At 60.4% G+C, this 19,793-nt stretch carries 17 protein-coding genes; 12 read left to right on the top strand and 5 right to left on the bottom strand.

Features of this window, described 5'->3' with window-relative positions:
* Window positions 1-101 precede the first annotated feature (101 nt).
* The 8 genes from RLW41_RS20020 (at window position 102) to RLW41_RS20055 (ending at window position 10,601) form a co-directional block, all read left to right on the top strand.
* Window positions 102-1,064, top strand: a complete 963-nt coding sequence (locus tag RLW41_RS20020) for a substrate-binding domain-containing protein (RefSeq protein WP_414462620.1) — start codon at window positions 102-104, stop codon at window positions 1,062-1,064.
* Between the two features lie 87 nt (window positions 1,065-1,151).
* Window positions 1,152-1,763: a PQQ-dependent catabolism-associated CXXCW motif protein gene (locus RLW41_RS20025; RefSeq protein ID WP_409559804.1), complete on the top strand. Its 612-nt coding sequence runs from the start codon at window positions 1,152-1,154 to the stop codon at window positions 1,761-1,763.
* 245 nt (window positions 1,764-2,008) lie between these two features.
* Window positions 2,009-3,868, top strand: a complete 1,860-nt coding sequence (locus tag RLW41_RS20030) for a monovalent cation:proton antiporter-2 (CPA2) family protein (RefSeq protein WP_414462621.1) — start codon at window positions 2,009-2,011, stop codon at window positions 3,866-3,868.
* Window positions 3,869-4,032: 164 nt separating this feature from the next.
* Window positions 4,033-6,042, top strand: coding sequence for a transketolase (gene tkt / locus RLW41_RS20035; RefSeq protein WP_414462622.1), 2,010 nt, complete (start codon window positions 4,033-4,035; stop codon window positions 6,040-6,042).
* Between the two features lie 43 nt (window positions 6,043-6,085).
* A complete protein-coding gene (locus RLW41_RS20040; RefSeq protein WP_414462623.1) occupies window positions 6,086-7,297 on the top strand; it encodes a phosphoglycerate kinase in 1,212 nt (403 codons plus the stop codon).
* Window positions 7,298-7,324: 27 nt separating this feature from the next.
* On the top strand, window positions 7,325-8,122 hold the full coding sequence (locus RLW41_RS20045; protein ID WP_013947529.1) for a cytochrome c biogenesis CcdA family protein: 798 nt from the start codon (window positions 7,325-7,327) through the stop codon (window positions 8,120-8,122).
* A gap of 14 nt (window positions 8,123-8,136) precedes the next feature.
* Window positions 8,137-8,955 carry a bifunctional hydroxymethylpyrimidine kinase/phosphomethylpyrimidine kinase gene (gene thiD, locus RLW41_RS20050; RefSeq protein ID WP_409559808.1) on the top strand — a complete coding sequence of 273 codons (819 nt, stop codon included), beginning with the start codon at window positions 8,137-8,139 and terminating at the stop codon, window positions 8,953-8,955.
* A 455-nt stretch (window positions 8,956-9,410) separates the two neighbouring features.
* On the top strand, window positions 9,411-10,601 hold the full coding sequence (locus tag RLW41_RS20055; protein ID WP_409559809.1) for an OmpP1/FadL family transporter: 1,191 nt from the start codon (window positions 9,411-9,413) through the stop codon (window positions 10,599-10,601).
* 66 nt (window positions 10,602-10,667) lie between these two features.
* Here RLW41_RS20055 and RLW41_RS20060 read toward each other — a convergent pair whose 3' ends face one another.
* Complete coding sequence (locus RLW41_RS20060; protein ID WP_414462624.1) at window positions 10,668-11,216, bottom strand: hypothetical protein; 549 nt, start codon at window positions 11,214-11,216, stop codon at window positions 10,668-10,670.
* A gap of 152 nt (window positions 11,217-11,368) precedes the next feature.
* Here RLW41_RS20060 and RLW41_RS20065 point away from each other — a divergent pair, with 152 nt between their 5' ends.
* A complete protein-coding gene (locus RLW41_RS20065) occupies window positions 11,369-12,574 on the top strand; it encodes an MFS transporter (protein WP_414462625.1) in 1,206 nt (401 codons plus the stop codon).
* 6 nt (window positions 12,575-12,580) lie between these two features.
* On the opposite strand, the gene dgcA is transcribed toward RLW41_RS20065, so the two are convergent.
* Together dgcA and RLW41_RS20075 are read right to left on the bottom strand one after the other, a co-directional pair.
* A complete protein-coding gene (gene dgcA / locus RLW41_RS20070) occupies window positions 12,581-13,573 on the bottom strand; it encodes an N-acetyl-D-Glu racemase DgcA (RefSeq protein WP_414462626.1) in 993 nt (330 codons plus the stop codon).
* 15 nt (window positions 13,574-13,588) lie between these two features.
* The gene (locus RLW41_RS20075) at window positions 13,589-16,408 is read right to left on the bottom strand and encodes a hypothetical protein (RefSeq protein WP_414462627.1); all 2,820 of its coding nucleotides are present in this window, start codon (window positions 16,406-16,408) and stop codon (window positions 13,589-13,591) included.
* Window positions 16,409-16,852: 444 nt separating this feature from the next.
* Between RLW41_RS20075 and RLW41_RS20080 the strand changes: the two genes are divergently transcribed.
* The 3 genes from RLW41_RS20080 (at window position 16,853) to RLW41_RS20090 (ending at window position 18,751) form a co-directional block, all read left to right on the top strand.
* Window positions 16,853-17,182 (top strand): Hpt domain-containing protein, encoded by a 330-nt coding sequence (locus RLW41_RS20080; protein ID WP_409559814.1) that lies wholly within the window; start codon window positions 16,853-16,855, stop codon window positions 17,180-17,182.
* 157 nt (window positions 17,183-17,339) lie between these two features.
* Window positions 17,340-17,660 (top strand): 2Fe-2S iron-sulfur cluster-binding protein, encoded by a 321-nt coding sequence (locus RLW41_RS20085; protein ID WP_013947537.1) that lies wholly within the window; start codon window positions 17,340-17,342, stop codon window positions 17,658-17,660.
* A gap of 26 nt (window positions 17,661-17,686) precedes the next feature.
* Window positions 17,687-18,751, top strand: a complete 1,065-nt coding sequence (locus RLW41_RS20090; protein WP_409559815.1) for an NAD(P)/FAD-dependent oxidoreductase — start codon at window positions 17,687-17,689, stop codon at window positions 18,749-18,751.
* A gap of 20 nt (window positions 18,752-18,771) precedes the next feature.
* Here RLW41_RS20090 and RLW41_RS20095 read toward each other — a convergent pair whose 3' ends face one another.
* The gene (locus RLW41_RS20095; RefSeq protein ID WP_409559816.1) at window positions 18,772-19,137 is read right to left on the bottom strand and encodes an ABC transporter permease; all 366 of its coding nucleotides are present in this window, start codon (window positions 19,135-19,137) and stop codon (window positions 18,772-18,774) included.
* A gap of 30 nt (window positions 19,138-19,167) precedes the next feature.
* Window positions 19,168-19,692 (bottom strand): hypothetical protein, encoded by a 525-nt coding sequence (locus tag RLW41_RS20100; protein ID WP_409559817.1) that lies wholly within the window; start codon window positions 19,690-19,692, stop codon window positions 19,168-19,170.
* Between the last annotated feature and the right edge of the window lie 101 nt (window positions 19,693-19,793).

Genomic DNA, 19,793 nt, shown 5'->3' on the forward strand with positions numbered 1-19,793 from the left:
TCGGCATTCAATGGATCGGGGGCGGGTCGCAAGCGCGACGTGCCCCCAGTCCATATCAAGGGCCGCGACGTTCACGCCGCCATAACAAAAAGGTTACTCACGTGAGGAAACAAGCGCTCAAGATTTCGAACTTCTCAGCGCCGACTTTGGCGCTCGGAGTGATCGCGACGACCGTGTCTATGATCTTTGCATTCGCAGGCGCGGCGCAGGCCGCTGAAACTCCCAAGGCCGATCTCGTCAATCGCAAAGAGCTTCGCGTTTGCGCCGACCCGGCCGATCTTCCCTTTTCGAACCAGAAAGGCGAAGGCTTCGAAAACAAGATCGCAAACATTATCGGCGACGAACTGAAACTTCCTGTCGTTTATACGTGGTTCCCTAAGGCAACCGGCTTCGTTCGCATGACGCTCAACGCCAAGCGCTGCGATCTGGTGATCGGGTGGGGACAAGGCGACGACATGGTGCTCAACACCAACGCCATTTATCGTTCGACCTCGGCGCTCATTTACAAGAAAGGGACCGGCCTCGACGGCGTTGAATCGCTCAGCGATCCGCGCCTTCAGGGTAAGCGCATCGGCATGCAGCAGGGCTCGGCCGGCGCTACGCTCGCAGCGAAATACGGACTGATGGCCAACGTCCACGGCTATCCGATGATCGTCGATCGCCGCTATGAAAACCCGGCTGAAGACATGATGAATGATATCCGTAAGGGTGACATTGCAGCCGGTATTCTGTGGGGACCGATGGCAGCCTATTGGGCGAAGCGCGACGGTGAGCCGCTGGTTGTCGTTCCCCTCGTCAAAGACAACGGAGCTGCACGTATCGCGTTCCGCATCACGATGGGTGTGCGTAACGGAGACGACAACTGGAAGCGGCGACTCAATGAGGTAATCCGCAAGCGTCGCGCCGACATCGACAAGGTGCTGCTCGACTACGGCGTGCCATTGCTTGTCGATGATGATACATCGACCGAGATGGTCACCAAGCCGCGACAGTCGGAAACCGATCTGCCGGCGCCGTCGAATGCGGCCGCGACGACACCTGCACCAGCGGCTGCTACGCCCTAAGCAAAAACGCATTAGTGATATCGGCCCCGCTCATCGTTTGGCGACGGTGCGGGGCCTATTCTTTGGGCTGCCATTGGAGATCCGCGGATGCCGCTGAAATCGGCCTTGCCAAAGTTTCTGGCGGCGGTGATCGCGGCATCAAGTACGTTAGGCTGCCTTGCCCTCGTCTCCGTTGATCGCGCGTTGGCCGAAGACGTTTCCGGGCCGTCGCCCGTCGGCCCGCCGCCGCCCGAACCGAATAGCTATCGCACCGACAAATATCGGTCGCCGGTGCCGTTGACGCTGAAGGGCGCTACGGTCCTATCAAGCAGCCAGGCCATGAAAGTCTGGTCCGAGGGCCACGCGGTGTTTATCGACGTTTATCCGCATCCGCCGAAGCCCGCAGGGCTGCCGCCCGGTACGATCTGGCGGGAGACTACGCACATGACCATCGAAAATGCGGTCTGGCTGCCGAACGTCGGCTATGGGGCGCTGTCGTCCGGGTATGAGAATTATTTCAAGCACAATCTGGAAAAGCTCACAGCCGGGGACAAGGCAAAACCGCTGGTCTTTTTCTGTCTCCGAAACTGCTGGATGAGCTGGAATGCCGCGAAACGGGCGCTGAGCTTTGGTTATACCAATGTCTCATGGTTTCGCGATGGTACTGACGGTTGGCAAGAGATCGGTGGCCTCGTCGTCGATGCGCACCCGCTGCCTTAGAATTTCGGATTGAAATCTCTGGATTCATCACCGGCAGATTTCCTTCGGCGATAGCCAATAATCCATTGACTTCACTGTGTCGCACCTGCTGCGAGACAAGACGTGAAATTCTGCGCGCGTCAGTCAGTCCACGTTCATTGGTGGTCCAGATTTGGGTTGTCATACAACGGTGCGGGGTGGCGTATTGGAGATCTCTGCTTAAATTGCCTTGAGCGTGCGAGGGCGCCGCGACAACGGGGGACGATGTGACACTGAATGAACTGGCAGTCTTGTTGGCCGCGTTGGCGCTTGCTGCTCCGCTTGCACGGTGGCTCGGTATAGCTGCTGTGCTTGGCTATTTGGTTGCCGGCGTCATTCTCGGTCCTTACGGAATTGGGCGCATGTTTTCCGTGCAGGACGCCGAGCAGGTTCTGCACTTCGCCGAATTCGGCGTCGTTCTATTGCTTTTCCTAATCGGTCTGGAGCTTCGTCCGCGGCGACTATGGGCCATGCGTCAGGCCATTTTCGGGCTCGGAACGCTGCAGGTCGCCATTACAGGCCTTGCGCTGGCTTGCGTCGGCATTTTCTTCCTCGGCAGCGAATGGCAGCCGTCGCTGTTTGCTGGGACGGCGCTGGCGCTGTCTTCGACGGCATTCGCGCTTCAGGTGATGGAAGAGAACGGCGAGCTCTCGACCCGGCACGGCCGTTTAGGGTTCTCCATCCTGTTGTTTCAGGATATCGCGGCCATTCCGCTGATCGCTTTGGCGCCGTACTTCGCCGTGTCGGCAGTCAAGACCCATACTGGGATCGATTATTTTGCGCTCGCGAAGGGCTTGGGGACGATCGTTCTGGTCGTGGTCGTAGGTCGTTATGTTCTCGATGCGTTGCTGCGCCTCGTGGCCCTGTCGCGCGTCAAGGAAGCGATGACCGCTGCAGCGCTGCTGACGGTCGTCGGCATTACGCTGATCATGGAAGCTGTGGGGCTTTCAGCCTCTCTTGGCGCTTTCATCGCTGGCGCGCTGCTCGCAGAGAGCAGCTATCGACATGAGCTTGAAGCCGACATTGCGCCGTTCGAGGGCTTGCTGCTTGGCATCTTCTTCACCGCGATCGGCATGTCGCTCAATCTCGGGCTGCTGATTTCGGCGCCGGCACTGATCATATCGGCAACTCTCACCCTGATCGTGGTCAAGTCGGTCATTCTGTATCTGCTCGGACGCTGGCAGGGGCTTGAGTCGGGACCGGCGCGACGGCTTGCGTTCGCGCTTTCGCAAGGCGGTGAATTCGCATTCGTTTTGCTGTCGGTGGGACAAGCGGCGGGTGTGCTAGGCAGTGGGTCGTCGCAGATCATGGCGGTCATCGTAACGCTGTCGATGGCGATGACACCGCTGTTGCTGGGCGTCGATCGGCTATTTTCGAAGAAGTCGAAGGTCGAGATGCGGGCATTCGATCCGCTGCCTGACAACGATGGGCATGTGGTGATTGCCGGCTTCGGCCGGTTCGGCCAGATCGTGGCCCGCGTGTTGCGCGCCAAAGGCGTGCCGTTTACGGCGCTGGACATCAGTGTCGAGCAGGTGGATTTCGTCAAACGGTTCGGCAACAAGGCCTTCTATGGCGATGCAAGTCGACCGGAGGTTCTGGAGGCTGCGCAAACTGACAAGGCGAAAGCCTTTGTGTTGGCTATCGACGACGTGGAAGCGTCGATGCGTGCGGCGGAAATCGTCAAGACGCATTATCCGCATGTGCCGATCTATGCGCGGGCGCGCGATCGCATGCATGCCTACAGGCTGCTCGATCTCGGCGTTGCTGCGATGCGGCGCGAGACGTTTCTGGCATCTCTCGATCTCACGAGGACGCTGATGCTTGGTCTCGGGTATTCAGAGCGTGTGGCGAACCGCACCGTGCAGACGTTTCGCGACCATGACGAGCGGCGTCTGAACGAGGATTACAAGCTTGCGACCGATGTCGAGAAGCTCTTGGAACGGGCTCGGACGTCTCAGGCTATGCTCGAAAAGCTCTTCCGCGAAGACGAGGTCGAGGAGGCCAAGCTGGCGCAGGCTGAGAAGGCCCAACGCGACGCCAAGGGCCAGCGGGAGAGCAAGGTCAAGGCGGGCGGTATCGCGTCCTGAGCGTGACACTTGGTCCGTCGCGGGGCGGCGAGGCCTGAAACGCCCTGTTTTTTGCCGTGCGCTACCCTTGCGCGCGCGGTAGACGCCGCTGCAATCCCCCGGTAAATGTCCCACCACTTTACAGCGCGCCAGCGGCGCTTAGCGGAACGGACTTAAGTAAGATAATGAGCAAAGCTCAAGTCGTGGCGGAGACATCCTCAACGCCGAGCCTCAAGGATATGGCTAACGCCATCCGCGCGCTCTCGATGGATGCGGTTCAGGCTGCCAATTCGGGGCATCCGGGCATGCCGATGGGGATGGCGGACGTTGCCACGGTCCTCTTCACCGAAGCGCTGAAGTTCGACGCCAGCGCGCCACAGTGGCCCAACCGGGATCGTTTCGTTCTCTCGGCTGGTCACGGTTCGATGCTTCTTTATTCGCTCCTCTATCTTACCGGCTATCCGGAAATGACGATCGAGGAGATCAAGAATTTCCGGCAGTTCGGATCGAAGACGGCGGGCCATCCGGAATATGGTCATGCACCAGGCATTGAGACGACGACGGGGCCGCTGGGCCAAGGCATCGCCAATGCGGTTGGAATGGCGATTTCGGAGAAGCTGCTCGCGGCGCGTGTCGGCTCAGATCTTGTCGATTACCACACTTATGTCATTGCCGGTGACGGCTGCCTGATGGAAGGCATCAGCCAGGAAGCAATCTCGCTGGCCGGGCATTTGAAGCTCGGCAAGCTGATCGTGTTCTGGGACGACAACTCGATCACCATTGACGGCGCGACGAGCCTTGCGGTGTCGGACAGCGAGGTGAAGCGCTTCGAGGCGTCCGGCTGGAATACGATCCGCGTTGACGGTCATGACGTGGCGGCGATTTCAGCAGCGATCAAGACGGCGAGGGCCGATCCTTCGAAGCCGTGGTTGATCGCGTGCAAGACGCAGATCGGCTATGGCTCGCCGAACAAAGCTGGAAAATCGTCGGCGCACGGCGAAGCACTGGGTGCGGATGAGATCAAGGCCACGCGCGCGCAGCTTGGCTGGCCATACGAGGCTTTCGAAATCCCTGAACACATCTTGTCGGCGTGGCGTGCTGTCGGAAGCCGCCATGCGAAGATGCGTGACGACTGGACGAAGCGCGAAGCCAAAGCGGATGACGCGACGAAGGCGCTGGTCTCGGGTCGCGATCTCAAGGCCACCGTTGCGAATGCGATCATTGCCGCGAAGAACGATTTCGCGGCCGACAGCGCCAAGCGCGCGACGCGTGTCTGGTCGCAGATGACGATCGAGCGACTCATTCCGGTGCTGCCTGAGATCATCGGCGGCTCTGCGGATCTTTCGGGATCGAATGGTACCCGCACGAAACATCATGTGTCCGTTACGCCCGACAACTTCGCGGGCAACTATATGCACTATGGCGTGCGCGAGCACGGCATGGCAGCAGCGATGAACGGCATCGCGCTGTCGGGCTCGTTCGTGCCTTATGGCGGCACGTTCCTCGTCTTTTCCGATTACTGCCGGGCTTCGATCCGTCTCTCGGCATTGATGCAGCAGCGTGTGATCTACGTTCTGACGCACGATTCCATCGGCCTCGGCGAGGATGGGCCAACGCATCAGCCGGTCGAGCATTTGAGCGCGCTGCGCGTCATTCCGAATTTGCACGTTTTCCGTCCGGCCGATGGCATCGAGACGGCCGAGTGCTGGGAGTTGGCGCTCGTAACGGCTGACACACCGTCGGTGCTGGCGCTTTCACGCCAAGCCGTACCGAACCTTCGCACCAAGGGCGATCAGAACCTTAGTGCCAAAGGTGCCTATGTGCTGACACCGACGGAAGGTGCGCGCGACGTGACGCTTCTTGCAACCGGTTCGGAAGTTGGTCTCGCTGCCGAAGCCGCTGCTACTTTGGCGAAGGATGGGATCAAGGCCGCGGTGGTTTCGATGCCGTCGTTCGAATTGTTCCGCGCCCAGCCCGAAAGCTACCAGAACGAAGTTTTGGGAGACGCACCGCGTATTGCGATCGAAGCGGGCGTACCGCAGAGCTGGTACGAATGGCTGCGCAAATCGGATGTGTTCATCGGCATGCATGGGTTTGGTGCTTCGGCGCCGGCGTCGAAGCTTTACGAGCACTTCGGCATTACCGCGGCGCATGTGGTAGCGGCTGCGCGCAAGGCGATCGGAAAAACTTCGTGACGCACTGAAACGCAGACGCAGCGCAAACCGTAGTGGTGTCTTGATGAACCTCGATAAGTTGAAGACGACGGACGGCATCGACGTCGCGGGAAAGCGCGTGATCGTGCGGGCGGATCTGAACGTTCCGGTCAAGGACGGGAAGGTGACGGATGCGACGCGTCTGGAGCGCGTGCTGCCGGGCGTGAAGGCGCTGGCTGATCGCGGGGCGAAGGTTATCGTCATCTCGCATTTCGGACGGCCGAAGAACGGACCGGAAGCGGACTTGTCGCTGCGGCCGATCGCAGACGCGATGCAGCAGCTTCTGGGGCGGCAGATTGCATTCGGGCCGGACTGTATCGGGGAACAGGCACAAGCGACGGTCGGCGCGCTCAAGAACGGTGACGTCGCGCTGCTCGAAAATCTGCGCTTCCACAAAGGCGAAGAAAAGAACGATCCGAAATTCGCCGAAGAGCTCGCGAAGCTCGGCGACATTTTCGTGGGCGATGCTTTTTCGTGCGCACATCGCGCTCATGCATCTACGGAAGGACTGACCAACTTCCTGCCGTCTTTCGCAGGTCCGCTGTTGATGGAAGAAATCAACGCACTCAGAACGGCGCTGGAAATACCGCAGCGCCCGACGGCGGCCGTGGTCGGCGGGGCGAAGGTGTCGACTAAAATTCCGGTTTTGACGAATCTCGTCGCGAAGGTCGACAAGCTGATCATCGGCGGCGGCATGGCGAATACGTTTTTGCAGGCGTCCGGCGTGATGGTCGGCAAGTCGCTAGCCGAACCCGAATTTCATGCGACGGCGCGCGATATTATGACGGAAGCCAAACAGAAGGGTTGTGAGATCATTCTGCCGGTCGATGCCGTCATCGCGCGCGAGTTCAAGGAAGGCGCGGCGAACGAAGTGGTGTCAGTCGACGAGGTGCCGTTCGACGCCATGATATTGGATGTTGGTCCAAAGTCCGTTGCGCGCACCACCGATGTGCTTGCAGCGTCGAAAACGCTGCTGTGGAACGGCCCGCTCGGTGCTTTCGAAATTTCGCCGTTCGGAGAGGGCACATTCGCGCTGGCGCGCGCTGCCGCGCAATTGACGAAAGCTGGTAAGCTTGTGTCGGTTGCCGGCGGCGGCGATACGGTCGCCGCCTTGAATGCTGCCGGTGTGACTGACGATTTCACGTATGTCTCGACCGCGGGCGGCGCGTTCCTCGAATGGCTCGAGGGGCGTGAGTTGCCCGGCATCGCGGCGCTCACGCGCGAGAAAGTGCATTAGCCCGCGGGCAGTTTGAAAGAAGGCAGCATGCTGGCAGATGTCCATATCTACCTCGGTGTCGCGCTCGCGGGACTGGTAAGTTTTCTCTCGCCATGTGTGTTGCCTCTGGTGCCCCCTTATCTGGGTTACATCGGCGGCACGACCCTCGATCAGCTGACAGGGGAAGACAAGATCGACCGGCGCGTCTGGTTGCGCGTCGTCGCGTCCGCCGTTTTCTTCGTGCTTGGCTTCACGACGGTGTTCGTCAGCCTCGGTGCCGGTGCGAGCACTATCGGTCAGGTTCTGCTGTCCTATCGAGCGGCGCTCGGAACTGCGGCCGGCGTCGTCATCATCCTGTTCGGCTTGCACTTCCTTGGCATCTTGAAAATTCACGCGTTCTATAAGGAAGCGCGCTATTCGGCGGCCGAGATGGAGGCAAGCTTCTTCGGCGCGTACATCATGGGGCTTGCGTTTGCGTTCGGGTGGACGCCGTGCATCGGGCCCGTGCTCGCAACCGTGCTGACGCTCGCAGCGAGCGAGAACAGCCTCGCGACCGGCGTCAAACTGCTTTTGATCTATTCGCTGGGGCTCGGGGTTCCGTTTATTTTGGCGGCCGTCGCTGTCAGGCCGTTTCTCGGCTTCATGCAGAAGTTCAAGCGGCACTTCGTGACGCTCGAGCGGGTGATGGGCTTGCTGCTCGTCGTGACCGGCTTGCTGTTCGTGTTCGGCGCGCAGAACTGGTTCAGTCAGTGGATGATCGAAAACTTTCCGGCACTCGGCAGGATTGAATCCTACGTTACGCCGGCCGATCTCGGTGCCGAGATTTTGAAGCAAGGTGCGCACTGAAAGCTGTCGACGCCATGAGCGCTAAAACGCCTCCGATTGCACTGACGATTGCAGGCTCGGACCCGTCGGGCGGCGCCGGCATTCAGGCCGATCTCAAGACGTTTGCTGCGCTCGGCGTTTACGGCGCCAGCGTAATAACGGCGTTGACGGCGCAGAACACGACCGGCGTATCTGGTGTGTTTGCGATCCCTCCGGATTTCATCGCAGCCCAATACCGGTCTGTCGTCTCGGATCTTTCGCTTGGCGCGATGAAGACCGGCATGCTCGGAGATGTCGCCACCGTCGAGATCGTGGCGTCGCTTCTGGGTGAGATGGGCGCCGCGCCTGTCGTCGTCGATCCGGTCATGGTGGCGACCAGCGGCGATGTGCTGCTGAAGCCAGACGCTATTGATGCGGTGCGCCACGCACTCCTTCCGCGCGCGAGCCTCATCACGCCCAACCTTCCCGAGGCCAGCCGTTTGCTCGATCGTCCGGAAGCGACGACCGAGGCTGATATGCGCGCACAAGCCGAGGCGCTAATGCAGTTCGGCTGCGGCGCTGTTCTGCTCAAAGGCGGCCATGGGAGTGGGGAGGATGTGATCGATATGTTGTTCGACGGCAAAACGCATGCGTCGTTTCGTCGACCACGTATCGTCACAAGCAATACACACGGCACGGGCTGTACATTATCGGCGGCGATTGCTGCCGGTATGGCTCTCGGCAAGCCTCTCGATGTGGCTGTCGCCGATGCCAAGGGCTTCGTTTGGGGCGCGTTATCGTCGGGTTCGCACTTGCATGTTGGAAAAGGTCGCAATGGCCCGATTGACCACAATTTTGCACTCAGAAAACTGTAGGCTGATTTTCGGGGTTCAACGTTTTTGGGTTTCCAACGTGCGATCTGTTGCGAGGGCGCATCGTCCTGCACCGACTCGCCCCCTGCGTGAAGAGTCAAGTCTTGCACCATCAGTAGGACTTTGGCAGCTTGCGCGCGATTTCGGTGGCACGTCCGCCGCTTAAGGACTCCGGGGGGAGCGCCAAGCGACGTTTCGAGGGATTGAGACTCGGCTTGGCAAGAACCGGTCCGCTTCGGCGGGCCGGTTTTTTGTTGCCCAAGAAGCACAGCGCTTAGTCATCAAATCCGAACACTGAGTTTCATGTTTGAAACCCTGATGTGGCGCGGGGGCGATGGAGCTATTGTGGCATTTGTGGGGAAGGCGCTGAGTCGTCCTGGGGGTCACGAATGCTGTCTTTGAGCAAAATCAATATAATAAAAAATGCGTTCCGCCTTTTGGGGATTAGCTCTGCAGCCATGCTGGCGCACATGGGCGCGGCTTCCGCCGGCGGTTTCGATATCCACGAGCAATCGACCGTGTTTCTGGGTTCGGCTTCGGCAGGGTCGGCGGCAGGCGGAAGCCTCGGCTCGATGTTTTGGAACCCAGCTGCAACGGCCCAGTTTCCGGGTTTGAACACTGAATCGTCCTACACATTGATTCTTCCCTACGCGAATGTGGACGTTAGCAATCCGCTGGTTGGTTCTGGGAGCAGTGGCAACATAGGCATCGATGCGGTGAGCGGTGCAAGTTATGCCGCCCTCCAGATCAACAAAGACCTCTGGGTTGGTCTTGCGATGAATTCGCCGTTCGGCCTTGCGACGAAGCCCGATAACGTGAACTATCCGGGCTCCTATCTCGGAGTGACGACCAAACTTCTGACGATCAATGCTAACCCGACGATCGCCTATCGCATCGCGCCGGGAATTACGATCGGCGCGGGACTTCAGATAGAATGGGCGCAAGCGAAGCTTCAATTTCGCGATCTGCTGACGCAAAAACTCGATAGGTTCGGCGGAGCGGATTGGGCATTCGGAGGCACCGCGGGTATCACCCTTGAGCCATTTACCGGAACAACCATTGGTCTCGGCTATCGGTCTCAATTGACCCATGACATTGATGGATCTTTCAGTGGCCTTGGCGGCCTACCGGGGACCGCTACGGTCAACCTTCCAGATATCGTCACTCTCAGTGCGCGGCAGGTCATAACGCCGACAACCCGGCTGCTCGGTACCGTAGAGTGGACGAATTGGAGCCGATTCAAGAACCTGCCGCTGTCGTTGCCATCGATAGGGGGTGGCCTCAACCTGCCGACAAACTGGGCTGACGGCTGGTTCTTTTCTGTGGGCGGTGAATACGACTATACGCCCAATTTGACGTTGCGGACCGGTGTCGCCTACGAAATGTCGCCCATCGATTCTGCGACGGGGCGGATCGTTCAAATTCCAGACAATAATCGCGTTTGGCTGAGTGTCGGCGCGAGCTACAAATGGACCGACGCAACAACGTTCGACATCGGCTATTCGCACATCTTCATTCAGGACGGCGGTGTAGACATTAGTACGCCGGAAGGAACAGGCACTCTCGCGCCGCTCCCAACTTTGGAATTCAAAGGGGAATCGCAAGCTGCTGTCGATCTTGTCTCGTTCGGCATGCGGACGAGGTGGTAAGATCAGCTACCCCACAAAAAAAGCCGGGCATGTCGCCCGGCTTTTTTGTGTCACTATGCCCGGCAGCTACTCGGCCTCATCAACCTGCAACTCGTGCAGGATGCTTTCGAGAACGCCTTCGAGTTTGTTAGCCGATATTTCAAGTGCGCTCGCAGCGGCCACGACGCGGTTCGATTGGGCGGCCTGCGATTGGCTCATGGCATAGAGCTTGCCGGCATTGCGGGCGATTTGCTCGCAGCCTTGCGGATCAAACGGATTGGCCTGGAGCGACCAGGCGATGTCGTGAATATCTTCGGCAGCCTTGAGCATGGCATGTGTCGGCAGCACGCTTTCATCCATCGTAGGACGTGCCAGGAGGGCGGCTCGGGTCTCGGCCATCTGGGATCGGACGGCTTCGATTTCGGCCTTGAGCTGGCCGAGCAGCGCCGGCGGCTCGCGCAGGGAGCCTTGTAGACGGCGAATGGCGTCTTCAAGCAGGGCGCTGTCCAGGCGGCGCGCGCGGCGGCCGTGCTCGGCCAGGAACCAGCGCCCGCGTGCGGTTTCGAGCAGTGTCGCCTCAATGGCGCGGTATTCGGTTTCAATATCGTCGGTAACGGGCGAAGTGAGAGCCTGCATGCCAGTTGTGCTCCGCAAAAAATCGCCTCAACGGGTATGCGATTCGCAAGTGGCGAAGACACAACCTCCGGCTGAACTAAACAGGACTTATCGGGCAGCGCTACGCCTTCCGCGTTATAGTGTGGCATGAGCATAGAGATGGGAGGACGGGCATGGTCAGCGGGGATGACGCAAAGCGCAGTTTCGCGATGCGCGTCGCGCTATTTTACGGTGCGTTGTTCGTCTTTTACGGCATGCACACGCCATTTCTCCCAGTCTGGCTGAACTGGCGCGGACTGTCGGCTGGCGAGATCAGCACGGTAATCGCAGCGCCTCTGTTTCTGCGCGTGTTCGTGTCACCCGTAGTTGCGATGGCGGCAGATCGGAGCGGAGCGCACCGCCGGTATCTCGTGCTGCTCACGTGGCTGACGATCGCGCTGGTGTTGGCGCTGGCTGAATCAGCATCGTTCTGGCCGGTGCTGTTGTTCGCGATCGCGCTGATGCTCTGCAACTCGACGATCATGCCGCTGATCGAGACGATCGCGGTGACGGGTGTTCGCTACCGCGGCCTCGACTATGGGCAAATGCGGCTGTGGGGATCCCTATCGTTCGTGGCGGCAAATTTTATCGGCGGGTTGATGATCTACGCTTTCGGCGGCGGAGCCGGTATTTGGCTGATCGCGTTCGGGTGCGTTCTGACTGTTGCTGCCGGACATTTCCTGCCTCCGGACGAGCGGTTTGAAGATGCGATCAAGCCAGCGCTGCCGTTGTGGCGGTCATCCGTATTGCACGATCTCCTGAGCCAGAAGCAATTTTGTCTGTTTCTCGTAGCGGCTGGTCTCGTTATGGCAGCGCACGCTACGTTCTTCACGTTCGGGATTCTGCTTTGGGAAAAGCAGGGCCTTTCGGCGGCGTGGTGCGGAACGCTGTGGGCCGTCGGCGTCTTTGCCGAGGTCATGCTGTTTTCCGTTTCCGGACGGGCGGTCGCGCGGATTGGATCATTACGCCTGATCGCGCTTGCCGCGTTGGCGTCGATTGTGCGTTGGTCGGGGATGGCGTTCGAGCCGCCGCTTGCGGCGCTCATTCCGCTGCAATTGCTGCATGGCGCGACCTATGGCGCTTGCCACATAGGCGCGATCCACTTCATCCACGAAAACGTGGCGCGCGATAAGCAGGGAACTGCGCAATCACTCTACGCAACGATGGCTGCCGGTGTCGCGCTCGGTGCGGCGACGCTGGTTGCCGGATGGATCTACGTGCGCGCCGGGTCGCTGTCGTATCTCGGGATGGTCGCGATCTCGATGGTGGCGCTTGGCGCAGCACTTTGGCTGCTCCGGAATCGCAGCGGCTCGACGATGGCGGCGGCGGATCCAGTGTAAGGCGCGTTAGCCCCACAGCTCAGGGCTTGGCGGCTGAACGATGCCGTTGTCGATGCGCAGGCCGTGCTCGCGATCCCGCGCCAGCAGAAGCGGGCCGTCGAGGTCGATCCAGTCGGCACACGGTGCCAGCAGCATCGCGGGCGCAACGGCGAGTGATGTTCCGACCATCGAGCCGATCATGATCTTGAGACCGTTGCGGCGTGCTTCTGCGACGAGGCTGCTTGCACCGGTCAAGCCGCCCGCCTTGTCGAGCTTGACGTTCACAGCGTCGTAGAGTCCGATGAGATGCGGGATATCATCGGCGGTATGAACGCTTTCGTCGGCACAAATAGGGACGAGGTGGGGAGTGTCACGGAGGATGCTATCCTGACTGGCGGGAAGCGGCTGTTCGATTAATTCGATGCCACACTCAGCCGCGATCGCCAGCAGAGGCGTCAACGTTTCTGCTGTCCAGGCTTCGTTGGCGTCGGCAACAAGATGAGCGTCTGGGCGGGCCTGCCGGACGGCGCGCATGCGTGCGTCGTCGCCGTCACCGCCGAGCTTCAGCTTCAAGAGCGAGAGCGGGGCCACGCTAGCGGCTTTTGCCGCCATCTCTTCGGGAGCGGCGAGACTCAAGGTGAAGGCGGTGACTTTCGGCGCGGGTTCGGGAAGCGCAGCACGCTTCGAAACTGGGATGCCGGTCTGTTTGCTTTCGAGGTCCCAGAAGGCGCAGTCGAGGGCATTGAGGGCCGCGCCGGGTTTGAGCTCGCGCGGCAGGTCGGCGTGCGTTGAAATTCGGCCGGCGGCTGTTCGGATGGCGTCGAGGACGCCATCGACTGTCTCGCCATAGCGGCCATAGGGGACGGCTTCGCCGCGGCCTTTGTGCGTTCCGTCCGTTATTTCGACGACGACGACATCGGCCGCGGTTTTCGCGCCACGTGAGATGACGAAGGCTTCTCTGAGTGGCCATGCCTCGTGTCGCGCTTCGATGCGGATAGGCGGCATGCGGACAGGCGACATGGCGGCCTTTGCCGGTTAGCGAATCCGGCCGACTGCGTGCGCGAGGAAGAGATAGACGCGGCCGGTATCGGACACGAGATGGCTTTGCGCCGTGCGGCCTGACGGGTCACGCGTGTCGGCTTCCTTGATGATCCGTTCGAAGTCGGTGAGGTAGCGGAAAATCGACTGCGACAGGTCCGCGTCGGTCTGGGCGCGGGCGGCGATTTCGTCGAACAGCATACGCGCTTCCGGAGCGTAAATGCTGCGGACCAGGACGTTCCTCTGACCCGCGCGAATGCGGTTCCAGATGGCGCCGGCCGTCTGCGGATCGAGCGCGCGGGAGATCATGCCGACATCGAGGCGCACCGGAGCGGTTGAGTGAGGCGGAGCCGAATGCGGTGGCGGTGCAGGTTCCGGCGCTGGCGGAACGTTGCGGACCGGCGCGTGGTCTTCTTCGTGCGAGGCGCGGGCAAGGAGATCGCCGAGGGACCAGCCCTCGCGTTGGTCCTGTTGGACGCTGGCGCGGCTGCGGCTGGGCGCATTTTCCTGTTGGATAAGCGCGGAGGTCAGCGACGGTGTCGGCGCGAGACGCGCGGGCGCGGGAGCTGGCTCAGGGCGCATGATTTCGCGGGGAGCGTTGGCGCGTTGGGAAATTTGCGTCAACTGTTCGATGGCGCGCAACTGATCCTGCAGGGCGCGGCGCATCGATTCCGCCGTCTCGCGCGTCGAAGTCGGGAGGCGAGAGGCTTCTTCGCGAATGCGGGCCTGCTCGCTCGCCAGGGTGGCGGCGGCCTCGGCTGCCCGGAGGCGGGTTTCTTCGGATGCCGATGAGAGGCGGGTCGATAGCGTTTCGAATTCGCGAGACAGTTCGCCCGATACGTTCTGGAAGCGATGACGGAGATCGGATAGCGCACGATCGCTCTGGGCCTCGGTCTCATGCTTGACGCGATCGAGTTCGGCCATCAAGGCGCGCGAGCGGCTCTCGGCGGTGTCGCGCAGCTCCTCGGCAATGGCACGGGCCTTGAGTTCGATATTTTCGAGCGAACCTTCGAGGTTCGATGAATAACCGGCGATGGTGCGGCCAAATTCGTCGGCTTTGCCCGAGAGGCGATCGATGGTGTGCGAAAGCTCGGCGTGCCGCGTCTGCAGCGTCGACTCGATGCGAAGGTTGGCGGTGTCGAGGACGTTGGCGGCTTTGAGGATCTGCTCGCCCTGGTTCTCGAAGCGGTTGGTGACGCCGTGGATCTGCTGGAACAGATTATCGGCGACGTCCTGCAGGATGCCCGACTGTTTCGAAAGCCCGTCAATGGCCTTCATCGTCTGACGTGTGATGTTTTCGCTCGTCCGGCGGACGGCGTTGATGCCGTTCACGACGGAATCGTCGAGTTCCGTCGCCTGCTGCGCAATCGTTTCACGGAAGGTCTGCGAATGGAGCTGCAGGGCATTCGTCAGCAGAGACGCCTTTTCGCTGACCGCATGGTCGATGGCGGTCGTCGAGCGCATGATCTGATCGTCGAATAGCTCAAGCCGCTTCTGGAAGGCTTCATCGAGCGAACGCGTTCGTTCGACGAGCTGGATGTCGAGAGCCTGGGCGCGGTTAGACAGAGTGGTGTCGAGCGCGCGCGCATATTCTTCGAAAACAGTCTGGAGGTTTTCAGTGCGGTTGCCGAGCGTCGTATCGAGCGTCTGCATGTAACCGTCGAACGTGGCGCGCATCTGTTCCGTGCGAGCGCCAAGCGCGGTCGAGAAGGCAGTGGTGTAGTCTTCGAGAACCGATTGAAGCTGAAGCGTGCGCGAACCGACGGCATTTTCGAAGCGGCCCGTGGCGGTGGCAAGCGAGCCTTCGAGGTTGGCGAGATTTTCGCCTGCATTAGCGATGATGCCGCGAAGCGTCAGCTGTTGCGTCGAGAGCTTTTCGATCAGCGTCGGAATTTCGGTGCCGAGCGTCTTCAGCGTTTCGGTGACGTTGGTGGACGTGTCGAGAAGGGCGTGACGTTCGCCTCCGAGTTCGTTGATCAGCTCGCGGATGCGGCGCTCGTTGTGCTCGTAGGAGCGTTCGAGTTCGGCGACGTGATTGTGCACGAGTGCTTCAAGTTCGCCGGCGCGACCAAGGGCGCGGGACACGGCGTCGTTCATGAACGAGACTTGGCGGCGGACAGCCTGACCCAGGCTAGCGATTGATTGTTCCGCCGTGCGGTCGGGCTCGGCGAGGCGAATGGCGACTTCGCTCATCGTTGCGGATTTAAGTGCCAGCGATGCGATGTGCCACGACAGAAGGGCTAACAGCCAGATGATGGCGATCGGCGCGATGATGGCGGTCGCGGTGTAGAACGTCGTCGGATGCAGCAGGAGCGACGACAGGGGCTCGCCTGCTTGCCATCCGGGTGCAAGCGTCAAGGCGCCAACGATCAGTCCGACGACGGCCCAGACGGCGCTGCCGATGGCGGCGTAACGAAAAACCTTGTTCGACGGCTTCTGTTCGAGCGCGTAGATCAGGCCGCCGATGCTCGGGATGTCGTCGTTGGCGGCGATTTTACCACGGACCGGTCCTGCCGGGCGGCGACGCGCGACGCGGCGGGCTGGCGGCTCGGTGGTGGGTTCGTCTGCGGGCTGTTCTTTGTCGGGCGGCGGCATCGGCGCTGGCGCGGGAAGAGCTAAGGCCGCGGCCGTCGCGGCTGGCGCCTGGGCGGCATCGATTGAAAGCAGCGGCGGGGGAAGGGAGGGCGCCGGTCTAGAGGCAGGCTCCTTGGCGTCCGTCGCGGGTTGGGCATCGTTAGGGATGCCGTCCAGGGACGGTTCGACGGGCGGTGTTCTGCCCGCAATAGCCATGAGTTTCGCAATCTGATCTTGCGACATTGCGCAATGTCCCCCACTCGATCCGGTACGCGGCACAAGCCCGTGCGCTTCAGGCCACCGGAACTCCCATTCGCACCCTATAAGAGTTTTAATTGCCCGCAAAATGGAAAGACATGCGTAACCATAAGAAATGTCTATGCATCTTAGGGGGTTAGCGAATTGGGACCGATAATACGGCCGGATTGCGGCGGCAGGCGCTCCTCCGATGCGGCTGCGGCCTCACGTCGTAGGTTAAGTAGCCGTTTATGACGTTGGCCGAAACACCCCGGTCCGGTTTACCCAGAGTTATTGCGGTTCTGGGACTATTCTATCCCCAAAAGTTGCGGCCAGGATGGCGGGAATACGCCTTTCTGACCGCCATCGGTTTAGGTGTGACGTATGGATGCTCCGCGGGCTCGATCGTATGATCTGCACACCCCGGATAGAAGCGACAGGCCGATAGACGTGCCGGTCGATCTCGCTCATCTGAGGAGATATACCCTTGGAGACAAGGCTCTCGAGGCCGAAATTCTCGGGCTTTTCCTCGCGCAGCTGCCTGAAACCATTGCCTCTCTGAAGTCGGCCGAGACTGAGCGGGACTGGAAAATCGCGGCGCATGCGCTCAAGGGATCGAGCAGGGCTGTTGGAGCGTGGCGGATCGCTGCGCTGGCGCAGGAAGCGGAGACGCTTCCTGCGAACGTGACGACCGGTGCTTGTTCCGAGGCGATCGCAAAACTTGAGGCCGCCGCCGCAGAAGCCAGTACTTTCGTCAAGGAAACGGCGTGTAAAGCCTAGCGGCTGACCGATCTTCTGTGGCCCTCCCGCCGCATCCCCCGCGTTCGGCTTGAAATACTGGCGGCGTCCAATTAAGTGTGCCCGCTAACCAACGATCCCCATCCGTCTGAGGCCGTTCTCAACGGCCCATTCAAGCCTCAAGGACACACGCGCAACCATGACGAAAATTACGTTCATCCAGCCTGACGGCGAGAGTCAGACGGTGGAAGCGGAAAACGGTCTGACCGTCATGGAAGCAGCGAAGCTCAACGACATTGCTGGGATCGAGGCAGAATGCGGGGGCGCGTGCGCCTGTGCGACCTGTCATGTCTACGTTGACGACGCCTGGCGCGACAAGGTCGGCAAGGCGAGCGACATGGAAGAGGACATGCTGGATTTCGCGTTCGACGTGCGCGAGGGCAGCCGCTTGTCTTGCCAGATCAAGATCTCCGATGCGATCGACGGTCTGGTCGTCCGCGTGCCCGCAAAGCAGTTCTGATCAAAGACATTCAACGGACGATCGTGATGGCCGAAACGATTTCTATTGCATCCGCTTCTTCCGAAGTGAGCGCACCAATCGAGACCGATGCCGTTATCATCGGCGCAGGTCCGTGCGGGCTCTTTGCCGTGTTCGAATTAGGCCTTCTCGATATCAAGGCGCATGTTGTCGATATTCTGGATCGGCCTGGCGGTCAGTGCGCCGAGCTCTATCCGGAAAAGCCGATCTACGATGTCCCGGCGCTGCCTATAGTGACGGGGCAGGAATTGACCGAACGACTGATGGAGCAAATTAAGCCGTTCAACCCGGTCTTCCATTTTAGCGAGCGTATCGATGGCTTGAAGAAGTACGCCGACGGTCGCTATCACCTTATTACGGATGCCGGCACGGAATTCATTGCCAAGGTCGTTGTGATTGCAGCCGGCGGCGGATCGTTCACGCCGAAGCGCCCACCACTCAACGGCATCGAAGCCTTCGAAGGCAAGTCGGTCTTCTATTCGGTGCGCAAGATCGAATCCATGCGCGGCAAGGATATCGTCATCGTCGGTGGCGGAGACAGCGCGCTCGACTGGACGCTCAACCTTGCTCCGGTCGCAAAGAGCCTGACACTGATCCATCGCCGCGATGAATTCCGGGCAGCCCCCCATTCCGTCGAAAAAATGCGCAAGATGGTGGAGGAGGCGTCCGTCCGGTTGATGATCGGCCAGGTGACTGCGCTCGACGGGGCAGACGGGCAGCTGTCGGCGCTCGAAGTAAAAACGGCCTCAGGCAGCGAAAAAATTCCCTGCACGGCCATGCTGCCGTTCTTCGGTCTGACGATGAAGCTCGGCCCTGTCGCGGATTGGGGCCTCAATCTTCACGAGAATCTCATCCCCGTAGATACCGAGCGTTTCGAGACGAGCGAGCATGGCATCTTCGCCATCGGTGATATCAACACCTATCCGGGCAAGCTGAAGCTCATTCTGTCGGGCTTCCACGAGGGGGCGCTGATGGCTCAGGCCGCACAACGGATCGTCTATCCGGACAAGAAAGTGATGTTCCAATACACGACGTCGTCTTCGAGCCTGCAGAAGAAGCTCGGCGTGAAATAACGTTCGCGGTCTCCCCACGCTCAGGCGTGGGCGATTTCCAGAAATCCAAGGGCAAGCAGGACGACGGCACCCGCAGCGACGATCAATTTGCCGCGGCGCGTCGGGGCAGCGGCGCCCATGACCAGCGCCGCAATCAGAATTGCTGCAGATATCAGATTGATCGGCACTAGCGCGGCAGGTCCGATGGAGCCGCGGGCTTCAGGATAAGTGAGGCCGATCCAGACGCTGACTGCGATTGAGAGGATCAGCGCGCCAGTGAGTCGCGGCCAGAGTCCGGAGTTTGGCTTCTCGATGCCGGCCAGCGTCAATGTGATGAGAGGGACCACGACCAGTACGACGCCGGTTGTCCCCTTGATCGCGATTTCAGCCCATAGAATCTGTTGCACGCATGCGTTCCGAGAAGCGTGACTGCGGTATTACTGGAAGACTTCCTTCATCTTCTCGCTGGTTTCATCGCCGGTGCCGCTGTTTCCGAAGCCGCTAAACAAGCCGCCGCTGTCTTCTGGCGCTTCGGAGGGAGGAGGCGTGTAATCGCCGGCAAGATTGCGATTGAGTGCTTCCTTAATCCGGGCCGTGCGATCAGGCGTGCAGTAGTCTTCTTCCTGCTCCTTCGCGGAGATCGCCTTCGTCACGCCGTTGAATGCGGTGTCGTAGACGTTGGATAATTTCTCGCCCAGGGTGGGTGCGGATGCCGTTTCGTAGGCGAGGTATTGGCTCTTCAGTTTGCCCGGATCGAAATTGTAACCGCATTTCAGAGCACGGGCCGAGGTCGCGGCGACGCCCATGGCGCGGGCGACGGGGTCGTTCGGGTCGCGGTTTTCTTTTGCCGTGCTGGAGCCGCCCAGAAGCGAACCTGTGGTCGGCAGTTTCGGCAGCGAGGCGCCGCAGCCGCCGAGAGCAACGGTCGCGGCCACGGTCAGGATCAGTTTGGCGTTTCTCATTGGGAATGTTCCCCCCACCCCCGATATCGCATTTGAGATGGCCTAGTCGCCGCGGCCGGTCAATGGCTCAGGCGCCATTTCCCACGGTTTGAGACAAACGA

Origin of the sequence: Hyphomicrobium sp. DY-1 (assembly GCF_047497105.1) — a bacterium.
Taxonomy (GTDB): domain Bacteria; phylum Pseudomonadota; class Alphaproteobacteria; order Rhizobiales; family Hyphomicrobiaceae; genus Hyphomicrobium_B.